Origin of the sequence: Pseudomonas guangdongensis, assembly GCF_900105885.1 — a bacterium.
Classification (GTDB): Bacteria; Pseudomonadota; Gammaproteobacteria; order Pseudomonadales; family Pseudomonadaceae; genus Geopseudomonas; species Geopseudomonas guangdongensis.
Map to the genome: position 1 here is coordinate 2,452,282 of NZ_LT629780.1, position 15,744 is coordinate 2,468,025.

The following is a 15,744-nucleotide window of genomic DNA, read 5'->3' on the forward strand; positions in this document are numbered from 1 at the left end:
CCTGCCGGATAAGCGCTGCCGTACCGGGGAGGGGCGGAAAGCCTCCGGTGCGAGCCTGGCTGGACCTCGCCGGAGGCGGAGCCCCTCTGCGCTCGCAGGGGGCTGTGTATGTGCCTCAGAAGGTTTCGGCCTCGGCCACTCGGCGAGTGTGGGTGTGAGGCGCAGTCTGTGGGGACTGGGCTCGCTCGGCGCCGACCTTGAATACCGCGACCGTCTGCACCAGCTCCTCGGCCTGGCCGCGCAGGCTGTCGGCGGCGGCGGCCATTTCCTCGACCAGCGCGGCGTTCTGCTGGGTGGCGCGGTCCATCTGGGTGACGGCCAGACCGACCTGGCCGACGCCGGCGCTCTGTTCGCGGCTGGCGGCGCTGATTTCGCCCATGATGTCGGTCACCCGCTGGATGGCTTCGACCACCTCCTGCATGGTGCTGCCGGCCTGGTCGACCAAGCTGCTGCCGGCGGCGACGCGGTCGACGTTGACGGTGATCAGCTGCTTGATCTCGTTGGCGGCATTGGCCGAGCGCTGGGCGAGGGTGCGTACCTCGTTGGCCACCACGGCGAAGCCGCGGCCCTGTTCGCCGGCGCGGGCAGCCTCGACCGAGGCGTTGAGGGCGAGAATGTTGGTCTGGAAGGCGATACCGTCGATGGCGCTGACGATATCGGCCATCTGGCGCGAGCTGTTGTCGATCTCGCGCATGGTGGAAACCACGCGGTCGACCACCTCGCCGCCGCGTGTCGCCACCTCGGATGCACTCATGGCCAGCTGGTTGGCCTGGGCGGCGCCTTCGGCGTTGTTCTGCACGGTGGTGCCCAGCTCCTCCATGGAGGCGGAGGTTTGCTCCAGGGCGCTGGCCTGGCTCTCGGTGCGCGAGGACAGGTCCTGGTTGGCCTGGGCGATCTGCGCGCTGGCCACCGCCACGCCCTGCGAGCCCTGGCGCACGCTGGAAACCACCGCCAGCAGGCTGTCCTGCATGTGCTTGAGCTGCGCCATCAGGCTGCGGGTATCGCCGGCGCGCAGTGGGATCGGCCGGCTGAGGTCGCCCTGGGCGACGCGGTCGGCGATGGCTGCGGCATCTTCCGGATCGCCGCCGATGGGGCGCAGCACCAGACGCTCCAGGGCGATGCTCAGGCCGATGGAGACCAGCACGATGCTCAGCAGGCCGAGGCCGGCGGCCACGGCGCGCAGGGTGCTGATGCCGGCCAGCACCTCGTTTTCCGGTACGGTGGCGACGAAGGTCCAGGGCGTCGGCGTGGCGCCGATCCGGATCGGCACATACAGGCGGGTCACGGTGGTGTCCAGGCGGCTGTCGGTGATCCGCTCCCGATGGGGCGTGCCCGCCTGGATGCCGGCGCGCAGCGCTTCGTCGATGCCGACGGCGGTCATGTCCTGACCGACCTGCCGGGCATCGCGGTCGGCCACGACGGTGCCGCTGTTGGACAGCAGGGTGGCGTAGCCGCTGTCGAATATCTTCAGTTTGCCGACCATTTCCTGCAGGCTGGCCAGGGCGATGTCGATGCCGGCCACACCGAGGAAGCGGCCGTCGCGGATGATCGGCACGGTGAGGGTGGTGATCAGGACTTCCTTGCCGGCCACGGTGTAGGGGTAGGGGTCGAGCAGTACCGGTCGGCGAGTCTGCTTGGCCAGCTGGTAATAGTCGCCCGCGCCGGACTTGTCGTAGTCGATCAGCGCCTCGACCTGCAGGCTGCCGGCGCCGCGGTTCCAGTAGGGAACGAAACGGCCGCTCTGGTCGTGGCCGGGCTTGTCGACGTATTCCGCGTCCTTGCCGTCGAAGGCGTCGGGTTCCCAGCCGGTCCAGACGCCGAGGAAGCCGCTGTTGCCGGCGAGCACGCCGCGCAGGATGGTGTTGGCGATCTCGCGGTCGGCCAGGCCGTCTGCGCTCAGGCTGCCGAGCGCGTCGGCCAGCACCTGTGCGGCGTCCAGCGCGTGCTCGATGGTGAGCGAGACGGCCATGCTTTCGTGCTTGGCCCGTTCGTTGGCGTAGCTGAGCGCCGTGTCATGCTGCATGGAGGCGGCCTGCTGGCTCAGTACCGTGACGGTGGCGGCGAAGCCGACCAGCACGATCAATACCACGCACAGCAGCAACCTGGCGCGCAGGCTCATCTTCTTCCTTTCCAAGTACACCTCGACTCATCAGCGGTATGAAACGGTTGCCCGTCCGTTGCGGCGCGGCTGCGCTGCGGTCGGGCCCGGTTTTTAGATCCACACGAATCGGCTGGCGCGGTACTCCCGCGTGCCCCCTGGGCGAAAACGGTGCGCGGGGGCGCGGGCGAGAGCGGCGGCCTGCATCCGTTGCGGTTCCCTTGCGGAGAGGGAGCGTCAAATTTCCCACGGATCAATGGTTATGAAAAGTGTTAGTTGTGATGAAAATGAAGAATAAATGCCCGATTCGACGAGTATTTGACGTCATTGTCTGTTGTGGCGGCCAGTCCCGTGCCGGAAGAGGTGCCTCCTGCCCTGGCGCTCCCGCCGCTCGGGCGGATCTGTGCCGGGATTAAGCAATGGGCGTGCCGGAATCCGCTTGCTGCGGGCAGCCCGCGCGCTACTTTGGTAGCGTGCCCGGCGCTACCTGGGCAGGATTGCCCGGCGCCATCCCGACATGCAGGCTAGAGCCTGTTTCTGGCATACGGTGATCGGCATGGGCTGCGAGTTTCCCTCCCTGGCGCGGCGCACCCTGCACCTGGAGAACGGTGTGCAGGTGGCGCTGCTGCACGACCCGCAGGCGACGCGCATCGCCCTGGCCGGCAGTCTGGCGGCGGGCAGCTTCCACGAGCCGGCGGGCTGGCCGGGTCTGGCGCATTTCGTCGAGCACGCGTTGTTTCTCGGCAGCCACGGACGCCCCGGGGCGAGCGACTTCGCCGACTATGTGCATGCCCACGGCGGGCGCTACAACGCCCGCACGCTGGCCCTGCAGACCCTGTACTTGCTGGAGATGCCCGCCCGCGAGTGGCCGGCGGCGCTCGCTGCGCTGGACGATCTGCTGTTCCGCCCGCTGTTCTGCCGCGAACGCCTGCTGCGCGAGCGTGCGGTCCTGCACGCCGAGTATCTGGCGCGTTGCGCCGATGGCGCGCAGCAGGTGCAGGGCGCCATCGCCGAGCAGCTGCATCCCGGGCATCCGCTGTCGCGCTTCCATGCCGGCGCGCAGGATACCCTGCAGCCGCAGAGCGCGCAGTTCATGACCGACCTGCGCGACTGGCACGCCCGTCACTACCGGGCGGCGAACCTGTGCCTGCTGATCAGCGGCCCCCAGTCGCTCGACGCGCTGGAGCGTCAGGTGCGCGAGCGGTTGAGCGCGCTGCCGGCCGCTCCGCCCGAGCCCGAGCCCGAGCCCGAGCCCGACTGGCCCGACTGGCCCGACTGCTGGCCGGCCGGGCAGCCGGCGCTCGAACTGCTCCTGCAGCAACCCGAAGCGATCCGGCGCATGAGCCTGTGGTGGCCGCTGGCGCTGGAGCCGGCGCTGCAGGAGCCCCTGCAGACCCTGCTGGATCGGGCCCTGCAGCGGGCCGGCGCCGGCAGTCTGGCCGGCGAGTTACGCGCCCGCGGCTGGGCGCAGCGGCTCGCGGTACAGGTGCAGCCGGCGGATGCCGGCAGCGGCCTGCTGGTCCTGCATGTCGACCTGCTGGATGCCGGCGCGGCCCATGAGCGGGCAATCGCCGCGCTCTGCTGCGACTGGCTCGAAAGCTGCGCCGCGGATCCCCGGCTGCTGGCGGACGAGCCGGTCTGGCAGGCCATCTGTCGCGAGCAGGCCTGGCAGGAGTACGAACTGCCGGCCTTCGAGCGCGCCGCCCTGTGGGTCGAGCGCTGGCGCCAGCAGGGCGGCGACTGGCGGCCCTGGCCGCCGGTGACGCTGGAGACTCTGGCGGCGCGCCTGGCCCGGCTGGAGCGGCGACGGATGATCGTGCAGTACGCCCGGCCCCATCTGCCCTGCGCGGCGACCACGCCCTGGTTCCCCGTACGCTGGCAGGCCCGCCCGCTGGCCGGGTGGCCGGCTGTCCGGTCGCCGCGCTGGCAGACGCCGCCGCCCAACCCCTTCCTGCCGTCCGGCCCCCGTCCCGCAACGGCGTTGCCGGATGGCGCGTCCATGCAGCGTCCGGGGCATGCGGCGGTGCTGCTGTGCTGGCGCGGCGAGGATGCGCAGGGCGTGGCCCTGGCGGGTGCGCCGCTGGCCGAGGCGGCGCTGGCGCAGCACTGGCGCGAGGCGCTGGCGGATGCGCGACAGGCGGGTTGCGACTGGTGCTCGCTGGCCCACCCCGGCCAGCTGCGTTTTCATCTGAGCGGTCCGGCGCAGTTGCTGGCGCCGGTCCTGTCGACGCTGCTGGCGGCTCTGCACTGCCGCGACGGCGGGGCCTGGCGGGTGGCGTTGCGGCGTCAGGAGACCGAGGGCGCGCAGCAGATGCTGTTGCGCCAGATGCTGACCCACCCGGCGGCGCAGTGCCGGCCGGGCGACGAGGCGCTGCCCGCTGCCGCGCTGGCGCAGATCGACGATGAGGCGCTGCCGGCGTTGCTGCGCGGCTTCCTGCGCGACTCGGCGCTGCACCGCCTGGATTTCGGCGCGGTGCCGGAGGCGGTCGGACAGGTGCTGCAGGGCTGGGGGCGGCCTGTGCCGGCGCCGCCCCCCGCGCCGGCGCATCCCGAGCCCGGCGTGCACAGCCGCCGGCTCGGCCTGGGGGGCGACGAGCAGGCGGTTCTGCTGCGACTGCTGGCGCCGCGCATCGCGCCGCGCGAGGAAGCCGCCTGGCGCCTGCTGGCGGTATTGCGCCAGGGCGCGTTCTATCAGGCGCTGCGGGTCGAGCAGGGGCTGGGGTACGCCCTGTTCAGCCGTTTCCAGACGGGCGAGGCGGGCATCGAGCTGCAGTTCGGCGTGCAGTCGCCCCACGCCTCCGCCGAGCAACTGCAGGAGGCCATCCGCCGTTTCGTCGCGGACGGTGCGGCGGCGCTGGCGACGCTGCCCGAGGCGCGCCTGCAGCAGGCGCGCCAGGCCGTGCTCGACAGCTTGGCCGAGGCCGACGGGCAGCGCGCCCGCCGCCTGCGCGCCTGCCAGGCCTGGCTGAACGCCGAGCCGGCCGGCTGGACCGCGGCCGTACGCGCGGCGCTGGCGGAACTGTCGCAGGCCGAGCTGTGCCGGGCGGCCATGGCGCTGGGCGGCCCCGATACGAGCTGGTACTGGCTGTTCGGCCGCTGAGGTTCTGCCCGGCCGCCGCGGCGGCTCGTTCTCCCTGTCTGCGCCCGGAGCGCCCCCGTAGCGGTGCGCCTGCCGCCCCGCCTGCCTCCTTGCCGCTCTCCGCACGCTCTGCTCGAAACGGGCGCGTGTCGCGCGGCGGTCCGTATTGTCCCATCCGCCCATCCGCCCATCCGCCCATCCGCCCGGCGACCGTCTGCGCCGGGCGCGGCGGTGTGCCCGGGCGTTCCATGGTGGTAGGGGATGAGAGCCTTTGGTCGTGGCTCCTGTGGTCTTCCGAAAGTACGAGCGATCCGCGCCCTGCGCAGAATACGTGGCGTGCCGGCCGGCTCCCGATAATCGCTGCGACTGTTGGATCAGGCAGTCGTCCTGACGCAAGCGGAGACCAAGATGAACAAGAACAAAGCCTGCTACTCCCTTCTGGCGGCTGCCACCGCCCTGGCATTCAGCCTGCCGGCTGCTGCCGAAATCGTTCTGTACGACAAGGATGGCACCACTTTCTCCACCGATGGCTACTTCAACGCCTTCTACGTCAACAGCGACGTGGATCGCGCCGGCGAGCAGTTCGATCGCAAGCAGTCGCGGGTCAAGATGGGCTTCCTGCCCAACTACATCGGCTTCAACTTCGGCAAGCAGGTCGACGACATCAAGCTCGGCGGCCGCTCCTCGTTCTGGGTGACCATCAACGACAGCGAGCAGAACGGCACCGGTACCGCCATCGACGTGCGTCAGTTCTACGCCACCGCCAGCAACGACCAGTGGGGCGAGGTGCTGTTCGGCAAGGACTTCGGCCTGTTCGCCCGCTCCAACATCCTGCTCGACGAACTGCTGGCCGGTTACGGCCAGGTCAGCGACACCCTTGTGCTGGTCGATGGCGGCGGCGTGTCCTTCGGCAACATCGGCACCGGCTACCCGTATCCGTTCCCGACCTCGCAGATCACCTGGCGCTCGCCGGACATGAGCGGCCTGCGCATCGCCGCCGGCATCATGGACCCGGTCGATACCAACGACAGCAGCTCGACCGGCAAGGCCTATCAGGAAAACCCGCGCTTCGAGACCGAAATCACCTACCAGTTCGAGGTGGGCGGCGCGCAGATCTACTCCTGGCTCAACGCCATGCAGCAGACTTCGGAGAACACCGACAGCAGCGTCGAGGACGTCGACTCCAGCGGCATCGGCTACGGCGTGCAGGCCAGGATGGGCGGCCTGAGCCTGACCGCCTCGGGCTTCCAGGCCGAGGGCATCAACCCGTTCTTCACCAACAACCTGACCGAGCCGACCCTGCGCGAAGTCGACAGCGACGGCTATCTGCTGCAGGGCTCCTACCGCTTCGGCAAGAACCGCATCGCCCTGTCCTACGGCAAGACCAAGGATGACGGCAACGGTCAGGTGGCCGTCGGACGTCCCAGCCTGGCTGCCGACTACGAAACCCGTGGCGTCGCCTACTTCCGCGACATCAACGACAACCTCAAGCTGGTCGCCGAGCTGAACCAGTTCGAGATCGACGGCAAGAACAACCCCGCCCTCGACGAGGACACCCGCACCTTCGCCGTGGGTGCGGTGCTGGCCTTCTGAGGTCGTGCGCGGGCCGGAGCCCGACTCCGCCCGCGCCCGCCCGAACTCCTGTCGACTGCCGAAGAGGAAAGCCGCAAGGCTTTCCTCTTCGTGCTTGTGGGTGCCCGGTTGGCGGGGCGGGATCGCCGCGACCAAAGAAGGGGCGCGGCCAGTACCCAAGTAGCATTAGCCCGCCGCCCGCGCCTTTCTAGAATGCGCCTGTCTGTCTGTTCTACCGGCCCGGAGGCGACGTGGAAGAAGATCTGAACGACGTCGTCCGCATGGCCCTGTCCGAATCCAGCGATGCGGAAAGCGTGGCCCAGGACCTGGCCCGCCAACTGATGCACCCGCACCTGGGCTGCGTGCTGTTCTTCTGCAGCGCCGAATACGACCTGCCGGCGCTGGCCGCCGCGCTGGAGCAGTACTTCGGCGGCGTGCGCCTGGTCGGCTGCACCACCGCCGGCGAGATCACCCCGCAGGGCTACGGGCGCGGCTGCGTCAGCGCGGTCGGCTTCGATCATCGCAGCTTCTCCATCGCCGCCGCGCGCATCGACGCGCTGGACAGCTTCAGCCTGCTCGACGCCCAGCAGGTGGTCGCCCAGCTGGCCGAGGAATGCCGCGGCAGCAGCCGCGAGCCGATCACCGGGCACAGCTTCGCCCTGACCCTGCTCGACGGCCTGTCCAGCCGCGAGGAGCTGGTGCTCTCCGCGCTCAACGCCGCCTTCGGCCGCATCCCGCACTTCGGCGGCTCGGCCGGCGACGACAACCACCTGACCCGCACCCACGTCTACCACGACGGCCGCTTCCACACCGGCGCCGCAGTGGTGGTGCTGGTGCACACCGCGCTGGACTTCGAGGTGTTCACCACCCACCACATCCAGCCGCGCGACGAGAAGCTGGTGGTCACCGCCGCCGACCCGGCCAGCCGCACGGTGTTCGAGCTGAACGCCGAGCCGGCGGCGCTGGAGTACGCGCGCCTGCTCGGCCTCGACCCGCAGCAGCTCGACCTCAAGACCTTCGCCCTGCACCCGCTGGCGGTGCGTCTCGGCGGGCAGTACTACATGCGCTCGATCCAGCGGGTCAATCCCGACCTCAGCCTGACCTTCTACTGTGCGGTGGAGAACGGCATCGTCCTTACCGCCATGCAGCCCGGGCCGCTGCTGCCCAACTTGCAGGCACTGTTCGACGGCCTCGAACAGCGCCTCGGCCCGCTGCTGCTGACCATCGGGTGCGACTGCTTCCTGCGCCGCATGGAGGTGGAAGCGCGCGGCCTGGTGGCTGACACCGCCGGCCTGCTGGTCCGCCACCGCGTGATCGGCTTCAACACCTACGGGGAGCAGTTCAATGGCATGCACATCAACCAGACCTTCACCGGCGTCGCCATCGGCCGACCCGGACGGGGCCTGTGCCGCTGAGCTGCGCGTCCGGCTCGCCGAGCTGGAGGCGCGCAACCTCAAGCTGGAACGGATCAACGCCGCACTGATCGAGCGCGTCGAGTCCGCCGGTCCGCAGGGCGCCGACGCCTACGCCGCCTTCCAGCACTCGGTGGTGCTCGCCGAGCAGGTGCGCGAGCGCACCGACGCGCTGAACCGGGCGATGACCGAGCTGCAGACCAGCAATGCGCTGCTCAGCGAGGCGCGCGGCCGCGCCGAGACCGCCCACCAGCACCTGATCGACGCCATCGAGAGCATCTCCGACGCCTTCGTGCTGTTCGACGCCGAGCAGCGCATCCTGCTGTTCAACCGCCGCTTCCAGTCCCTCTGGGGCGATCTGCAGAGCCGCATCCGCCGCGGCATGCGCCTGACCGAGGTCAAGCGCCTGGCGATCAGTTCCGGGCTGGTGGTCGAGGAACACGGCGGCGCCGAGCAGGAGCGCACCCTCTATCGTCTGCACGATGGCCGCTGGGTGCAGGTCAGCGAGCGGCCGACCCGCGAGGGCGGCCTGGTGATCCTCTACACCGACATCACCGAGGTGAAGGTCAATGAGACCGCGCGCCGCGAACAGGCGGTGGCGCAGAAGTCGCGCCTGCTGCAGCGGACCATGGACAACCTGTCCCAGGGCGTCGCGGTGATCAACGCCGAGGGCGAGCTGGAGCTGTGGAACGGCCGCTTCCTTGAACTCAGCGGCCTGGCGCCGATCGAGGCGCACCGGCCGTTCGCCGAGGTGATGGCCGACAGCGAACTGGAGCTGCTCACCCCGGACAGCTGCGATATCAGCGGCCGTCCGCTGCGCGAGCGCGAACAGCGCCTGAGTGACGGTCGCGTGCTCGAGGTGCGCACCCACCCGATGCCCGCGGGCGGCTACGTCAACACCTACACCGACATCACCGAACGCTACCGCTACGCCGAGACCCTGCGCGAGAGCGAACGCTGGGTGCGCCTGATCACCGACCAGGTGCCGGCGCTGATCGCCTACATCAGCGGCGATCTCACCTACGAGTTCACCAACCGCGTCTACGACGAGTGGTACAGCTGGCCACGCGGCGCCATGCTCGGCCAGAGCATCCATGCGGTGCACAGCGAGGAGCACTGCCGGCTGCTCGAACCGTACATCGCACGCGCCTTCGCCGGCGAGAACGTCACCTTCGAGGTCGCCGAGCGCAACCAGGCTGGCCAGGAGCGCTACATGCTGCGTTCCTACGTGCCCAACCGCCAGCCGGGCGGCGAGGTGCTCGGCATCTTCGTGCTGATCCGCGACATCACCGAACGCCGGCGCACCGCCGAGGCCCTGCACCAGGCCTACCAGAACCTCGAGCGCCGGGTGCGCGAGCGCACCGCCGAACTGACCGCGGTGAACAGCCAGCTGCGCGAGGAGATCGACGAGCGCGCCCGCGCCGAGGCGCGCCTGCGCGAGGCCAAGCGCGAGGCCGAACAGGCCAACCTGTCGAAGACCAAGTTCCTTGCCGCGGTCAGCCACGACCTGCTGCAACCGCTCAACGCCGCGCGACTGTTCACCAGCGCGCTGCTCGAACAGCCGGTGCCGGCGCCCAGCGCCGGGCTGATCCGCAACGTCAGCAACTCGCTGGAGGACGTGGAAAGCCTGCTCGGCACCCTGGTCGACGTGTCCAAGCTGGATGCGGGGGTGATCAAGCCCGACGTCGGCGCCTTCGCCATCGCCGACCTGCTCGACAACCTCGCCGCCGAATACCACCAGATCGCCGCCAGCGAAGGGCTGACCCTCGACTTCGTGCCCAGCTCGGCGCTGGTCAAGAGCGACACCCAGCTGCTGGCGCGGGTGCTGCGCAACTTCCTCAGCAACGCCATCCGCTACACCGCCAGCGGCCGCGTGCTGCTCGGCTGCCGGCGGCGTCCCGGCGGGCTGTCCATCGAGGTGTGGGACACCGGCGCCGGCATCGCCCCGGACAAGCTCGGCGAGATCTTCCAGGAGTTCAAGCGCGGCGCCCCGGTGCGCGCCACCCAGGACCGCGGCCTGGGGCTGGGTCTGGCCATCGTCGAGAAGATCGTGCGCATGCTCGGCCACCGCATCCGCGTGTATTCGCGCGAGGGCATCGGCTCCTGCTTCGCCGTCGAGGTGCCCTACGCGCGCAGCGTGGCGCGCCCGCGCGAGCAGAGCGAACTGCCGGCGCCGCCCGGCGAACACCTGCAGGGCGCGCGGGTCTGGGTGGTCGACAACGACGCGGCGATCTGCGCCGGCATGCGCACCCTGCTGGAAGGCTGGGGCTGCCAGGTGGTCACCGCGCTGTCCGGCGACGACCTCGCCCGCCAGGTCGACACCGTGCAGGGCGAGGCCGACATTCTGCTCGTCGACTACCACCTCGACAACGGCCACACCGGCGCCGAACTGGTCGAGGAACTCAACGCCCGGCGCAGCGCGCCGCTGCCGGTGCTGATGATCACCGCCAACTACAGCAACGACCTCAAGCTGCAGATGCGCGAACTCGGCCAGGTGCTGATGCACAAGCCGGTGCGGCCGATGAAGCTGAAGACGGCGATGAGCCATCTGCTGGAGCGCAGTCGCTGCTGAGGCGGCGGGCTGGATAAGCGCGCTGCCGCCTATTCACCCTGGCGCTGCGGCTCGACAGCAGGCATTTCCCGAGAGCGAGACGAGGAGTCGAGCGATGCAAGGCAAGGCAATCCATGTTCAGGCGGGCGGCGGTTACGAGCGGGTGCTGGTCGGCCAGTCGCAGGCCGCCGCGCCGCGGGCGGGCGAGATCAGCGTGCGGCTGCACGCCAGTTCGCTCAACTATCACGACTTCGCGGTGGTCAGCGGCATGTGGGGGCCGAGCGAGCCGCGCATCCCGATGGCCGACGGCGCCGGCGAGGTGATCGCGGTGGGCGAGGGCGTCGAGGAGTTCGCCGTCGGCGATGCGGTGGTCAGTACCTTCTTCCCCACCTGGCTGGCCGGCGAGCCGCAGGTTGAGGGCTTCGCCACGGTGCCGGGCGATGGCGTCGACGGTTATGCCCGCGAGTTCGTCACCGCTGCGGCGAGCGCCTTCACCCGTGCGCCGCGCGGCTGGAGCCATGCCGAGGCGGCGACCCTGACCACCGCGGGGCTGACCGCCTGGCGCGCGCTGATGGCTGACGGCGGCCTGAAGCCGGGCGATAGCGTGCTGGTGCAGGGCAGCGGTGGGGTCTCGGTGTTCGCCCTGCAGTTCGCCCGCCTGGCCGGTGCCACGGTGATCGCCACCTCGTCCTGCGACGCCAAGCTGGAGCGCCTGCGGGCGTTGGGCGCTGGCGCGACCATCAATTACCGCCGCACGCCGGAGTGGGGCGCGCGGGTGCACGAGCTGACCGGCGGGCGCGGCGTCGATCATGTCATCGAAGTCGGCGGGCCGGGCACCCTGGCGCAGTCGATGGAGGCGGTACGGGTCGGCGGGCACATTTCGCTGATCGGCATTCTCACCGGTCTGGGCGGCGAGCTGCCGATCATCCCGGCACTGCTCAAGCAGATCCGCCTGCAGGGTGTGCTGGTCGGCAGCCGTGCGCAGCAGCAGGACATGATTCGCGCCATCGAGGCCAGCGGCCTGCGTCCGCAGATCGACCGCCGCTTCGCGCTGGAAGAGATCGTCGCGGCTTTCCGCTATCAGGAAAGCAACCGCCACTTCGGCAAGATCTGCCTGGAGTTCTGAGGTGGTGCGGCCCGTTGCGACGAGCCGCACCACCTTGTGGGCTCAGCGGCGCAGATAGGCGCTGAAGTCGATGTCGCCGGCGCTGAGGATGGCCTGCACGCGGTTGTGCACGCCGAGCTTGCGCAGGATGGCGGAGACGTGGGCCTTGACCGTGGTCTCGGCGATGTCGAGGTTGTAGGCGATCTGCTTGTTGGACTCGCCCTTGGTCATGCGCTCCAGTACCAAGAGCTGCTTGCGGGTCAGCGCCTGCAGCAGTTCCGGCGGGATGCCCGGCTCGTCGTGGCCGACCCGCCGCGCGCTGGGCTTGCTGGAGCGGATGATCTCCGAGGGTAGGTAGACGTTGCCGTTGAGTATCTGCTCGATGGCCTCGGTCATCTGCGCGCGCGGCGAGGACTTGGTGATGAAACCGACCGCGCCGTAGGTGATGGCCTGCAGGACGATCTGCTTGTCTTCCTCGGCGGAGACGATCACCACCGGAATGGTCGGCGCCTCGTTGCGCAGGGTCATCAGGCCGTTGAGGCCGTGCATGCCGGGCATGTTCAGATCGAGCAGGATCAGGTCGAGGTCGTCGTGTTCCTGGGTCAGGGCCAGGGCGCTGTCGAGGTCGGAGGTTTCCATCACCTCGCAGCCCGCGAAGCCGTCGCTGATGACGTTGTGGATGGCTTCGCGGAACAGCGGGTGGTCGTCGGCAATCAGGATCTTGTACATGGCCTTCACCAGATTCTTGTCGTTATCGATGGGGTGCGGCATTCAAGGCAGCGGTGCGGGGGTGGCGGCCTGTAGCGGCAGTCCGGCCTGCTGCCAGGCATCGACGCCGTCACGGTACCAGTACAGCCGGGTATAGCCCAGCGCGGCGGCGCGCTTGCTGGCGTTCCACGACAGCCAGCAGTCGGACTTGCAGTAGAACACCAGCGCGCGGTCGCGGTCGCCGCCGCTGGCCTGCTTGAGGTAGTGGGCGAAATAGTCCGACCAGCGAGATTCCAGACGGCCCTCGCCGACGTTGGCCAGCCACAGGCTGCCGGGGATGTTCTGGTGCGGCTCGTCGCTGGCGAACTGGCCGTGCAGCCAGGGGCGGCGGAACACGTCGATCAGCACCGGTTGCTCGGGGCCGTCCAGCAGGCGCTGCAGGGTGGCGGTATCGACGGTCCGAGCACCGTCCACCGTGGCCGGGGTGGGGCTGCGGTAGCGGTCCAGGCGATAGCCGTCGGTGGAGAACAGCGCATCCTCTCCGGCCTGGGCGGAGAGCAGGCCGCACAGCAGCGGCAGGCAGAGCACGGCAGCGAGCAGTCGCGACATGGCAGGGGTTTCCCTTGTTGTTTGCGACTATTTATCGGCCAGGCGCAGTGCTTTGGGAATTCTACGATGGAGGCGAAAGGCGGCACCAAAGTAGTAATTTTGCGAAAAGTCCGTCATCCATGGCGCGCCCTAGGCGTTGCGCCTGAGCGCGGCGTGCTGCGGGTTGAAGGTCAGTACGGCCAGCGCCGCGCACAGCAGGGTGACGCCCAGGCAGACCAGCAGGGCGGTGACGCTCAGGCGCTGGTAGAGGGCGAAGCGCACCAGCTCCACCGCGTGGCTGAACGGGTTGAGGGCGCACAGCCAGTACAGCCATTCGCTGGCCTCGCGCATCTTCCATAGCGGATAGAGCGCCGAGGACAGGAAGAACAGCGGGAAGATCACGAAGTTCATCACCCCGGCGAAGTTCTCCAGCTGGCGGATGCCGTTGGACAGCAGCAGCCCCAGCGCCGCCAGCATCAGCGCGGCGAGCAGCAGCGCCGGCAACGCGCAGAGCAGGCCCCAGGCCGGCGGCTGCACGCCGTACAGCCAGGCGATGGCGAGGAAGGCGTAGACCTGCAGCAGCGACAGCAGGCTGGTGGCCAGCAGCTTGGCGGCGAGCAGGAACGGCCGCGGCAGCGGGCTCATCAACAGCACGCGCATGCTGCCCATCTCGCGGTCGTAGACCATCGACAGCGAGCCCTGCATGCCGTTGAACAGCAGGATCATGCAGGCCAGACCGGGGACGATGTAGGTCTCGTAGGTGATGTAGGTGTCGTAGGGCTCGATGATGGCTATCCCTAACGCAGCGCGGAAACCGGCGGCGAACACCAAGAGCCACAGCAGCGGGCGCACCAGCGCGCTGAGAAAGCGCGAGCGCTGCTGGACGAAGCGCAGCCATTCGCGTAGGACGATGCCGCGCAGGCATTCCAGGTAAGCGGTCATGCGGCAACCTCGGTGAGGCGGGCGAAGCTGGCGGACAGGTCCTCGCCGCCTTCGGCCAGGTTCGCCGCCGTGCCGCGGGCCACCAGGCGGCCGCGATGGAGGATCAGCAGCGGGTCGTCGGCCTGCACCTCGTCGAACAGGTGGGTGGTCCACAGCACGGTGAGGCCGTCCTCGGCGCACAGCCGGCGCACGTGCTGGTTCAGCGCCTGGCGGCTGGCCGGGTCGAGGCCGGCGCTGGCCTCGTCGAGCAGCAGCAGCTGCGGCTGGTGCAGCAGCGCGCGGGCGATCTCCACCCGGCGGCGGTGGCCGCCGTTGAGTGCGCGCACCGGCTCGCGGCGGCGCTCGGCGAGCTGCTGGCGGGCCAGCTCCAGCGCGATGCGCTCGGCCGCCACGCCACGCGGCAGGCCGTGCAGGGCGGCGTGGTAGCGCAGGTTCTGCTCCACCGAGAGGTCGAGATCGAGGGTGCTCTGCTGGAACACCACGCCGATCTGCGCCAGCGCGCGGCGCGGCTGCGCGCGGATCGAGCAGTCGCCGATGCGGATGTCGCCCTCCTGCAGGTCGTAGAGGCGGGTGAGCAGGGCGATCAGGGTCGACTTGCCGGCGCCGTTGGGGCCGAGCAGGGCGTTGAAGCGCCCGGGCGCCAGGCTGAAGTCCAGCCCGCTGAGGGCCTGGCGCGTGCCGTAGGCGAAGCTCACGCCACTCGCCGCGAGGCCGATCATGGCGTCACCACCACGCCCCACGGGTAGCGGCCGACCTTGATCGACTTGGTGACCTTGAGGCTGGCCAGGTCGATCACCGAGACGTCGCCGCTGACGCCGTTGGTGGTCAGCAGCTGCTGCTCGCCGGGGGTGAAGGCCATGTGCCAGACGCGGCGGCCGACCAGCAGGTAGTCGAGCACCTCGTAGGTTTTGGCATCGACCACCGCCACGTGGTTGGCCGGGCCGAGGGCGACGAAGGCGTACTTGCCGTCGCTGCTCAGCTTGACGCCGACCGGCTGCACCTTGTCCGGGTGCACGCCCTTGATCGCGAAGTTGAGCACCTTGACCGGCTGGCGGCTGGCGACGTCGATCACCGTGACGGTGCCGCCGATCTCCGCCGAGGCCCACAGCAGCTTGCCGTCCTGGCTGAACTCGACGTGGCGCGGGCGCTGGTCGACCTGGGTGTTGTCGACCAGCTCGTGGGTGGCGGTGTCGATCCAGTGCAGCATGCTGGTGGTTTCGCTGGTGTTCACCGCCCATTTGCCGTCCGGGCTGACCGCCATGCCTTCCGGCTCGACGCCGACGTCGATCTGCGCCAGCACCTGCTCGCTGTCGACGTCGACCACGGTGACCAGCGCGTCGTCCTCGTTGGAGATGTACAGCCACTTGTCGTTGGGGTGCAGGGCGAACTGCTCGGGGTCGGCGCCGGAGGGCAGCTCCTTGACGATCTTGCGGGTGGCCAGATCCATCACCTGCACGCGGTCGGAGTCGCTGGCGCAGATGTACAGCAGCTTGTTGTCGCTGGACAGGGTCAGGCCGCGCGGGCGCATGCCGACCTCCAGCGTTTCCACCGTTTCCAGCTTGTCGAGGTCGATCACGCTGAGGGTGTTGTCCTTCTCGTTGGACACATAGGCGGTGGCGGCCAGCAGCGGGCCGGCGGCGCCCAGCAGCGGCGCGGCGATCAGGGTGGCGAGCAGGGTCTTGTGCATGG

11 protein-coding genes are annotated in these 15,744 nt (G+C 69.5%); 5 read left to right on the forward strand and 6 right to left on the reverse strand.

Annotation, left to right across the window (positions count from 1 at the left end):
- Positions 1-115 precede the first annotated feature (115 nt).
- A complete protein-coding gene (locus BLU22_RS15410; protein ID WP_090214637.1) occupies positions 116-2,119 on the reverse strand; it encodes a methyl-accepting chemotaxis protein in 2,004 nt (667 codons plus the stop codon).
- A gap of 496 nt (positions 2,120-2,615) precedes the next feature.
- On the opposite strand from BLU22_RS15410, the gene BLU22_RS11605 reads away from it, so the two are divergent.
- The 5 genes from BLU22_RS11605 (at position 2,616) to BLU22_RS11625 (ending at position 11,838) form a co-directional block, all read left to right on the forward strand.
- On the forward strand, positions 2,616-5,198 hold the full coding sequence (locus BLU22_RS11605; RefSeq protein ID WP_231975241.1) for an insulinase family protein: 2,583 nt from the start codon (positions 2,616-2,618) through the stop codon (positions 5,196-5,198).
- Between the two features lie 387 nt (positions 5,199-5,585).
- On the forward strand, positions 5,586-6,770 hold the full coding sequence (locus BLU22_RS11610; RefSeq protein ID WP_090214642.1) for a porin: 1,185 nt from the start codon (positions 5,586-5,588) through the stop codon (positions 6,768-6,770).
- A gap of 230 nt (positions 6,771-7,000) precedes the next feature.
- Positions 7,001-8,164: a nitric oxide-sensing protein NosP gene (gene nosP, locus BLU22_RS11615; protein ID WP_173867177.1), complete on the forward strand. Its 1,164-nt coding sequence runs from the start codon at positions 7,001-7,003 to the stop codon at positions 8,162-8,164.
- Entirely contained in the window at positions 8,094-10,733 is a 2,640-nt protein-coding gene (nahK, locus tag BLU22_RS11620; RefSeq protein WP_090214644.1) for a hybrid sensor histidine kinase/response regulator NahK/ErcS', read from the forward strand. Before nosP ends, nahK begins: the two co-directional genes overlap by 71 nt.
- A gap of 94 nt (positions 10,734-10,827) precedes the next feature.
- The gene (locus BLU22_RS11625) at positions 10,828-11,838 is read left to right on the forward strand and encodes a zinc-dependent alcohol dehydrogenase family protein (RefSeq protein WP_090214647.1); all 1,011 of its coding nucleotides are present in this window, start codon (positions 10,828-10,830) and stop codon (positions 11,836-11,838) included.
- Between the two features lie 42 nt (positions 11,839-11,880).
- On the opposite strand, the gene BLU22_RS11630 is transcribed toward BLU22_RS11625, so the two are convergent.
- From BLU22_RS11630 to BLU22_RS11650, 5 genes are all read right to left on the reverse strand, one after another.
- Positions 11,881-12,546 carry a response regulator transcription factor gene (locus BLU22_RS11630; RefSeq protein ID WP_090216420.1) on the reverse strand — a complete coding sequence of 222 codons (666 nt, stop codon included), beginning with the start codon at positions 12,544-12,546 and terminating at the stop codon, positions 11,881-11,883.
- Positions 12,547-12,588: 42 nt separating this feature from the next.
- The gene (locus BLU22_RS11635; protein WP_090214650.1) at positions 12,589-13,134 is read right to left on the reverse strand and encodes a PQQ-dependent catabolism-associated CXXCW motif protein; all 546 of its coding nucleotides are present in this window, start codon (positions 13,132-13,134) and stop codon (positions 12,589-12,591) included.
- A gap of 129 nt (positions 13,135-13,263) precedes the next feature.
- Positions 13,264-14,055: an ABC transporter permease gene (locus BLU22_RS11640; RefSeq protein WP_090214653.1), complete on the reverse strand. Its 792-nt coding sequence runs from the start codon at positions 14,053-14,055 to the stop codon at positions 13,264-13,266.
- Positions 14,052-14,774, reverse strand: a complete 723-nt coding sequence (locus BLU22_RS11645) for an ABC transporter ATP-binding protein (protein WP_090214655.1) — start codon at positions 14,772-14,774, stop codon at positions 14,052-14,054. Before BLU22_RS11645 ends, BLU22_RS11640 begins: the two co-directional genes overlap by 4 nt.
- Entirely contained in the window at positions 14,771-15,742 is a 972-nt protein-coding gene (locus BLU22_RS11650) for a YVTN family beta-propeller repeat protein (protein ID WP_090214657.1), read from the reverse strand. The genes BLU22_RS11645 and BLU22_RS11650 overlap by 4 nt, the downstream gene beginning before the upstream one ends.
- Between the last annotated feature and the right edge of the window lie 2 nt (positions 15,743-15,744).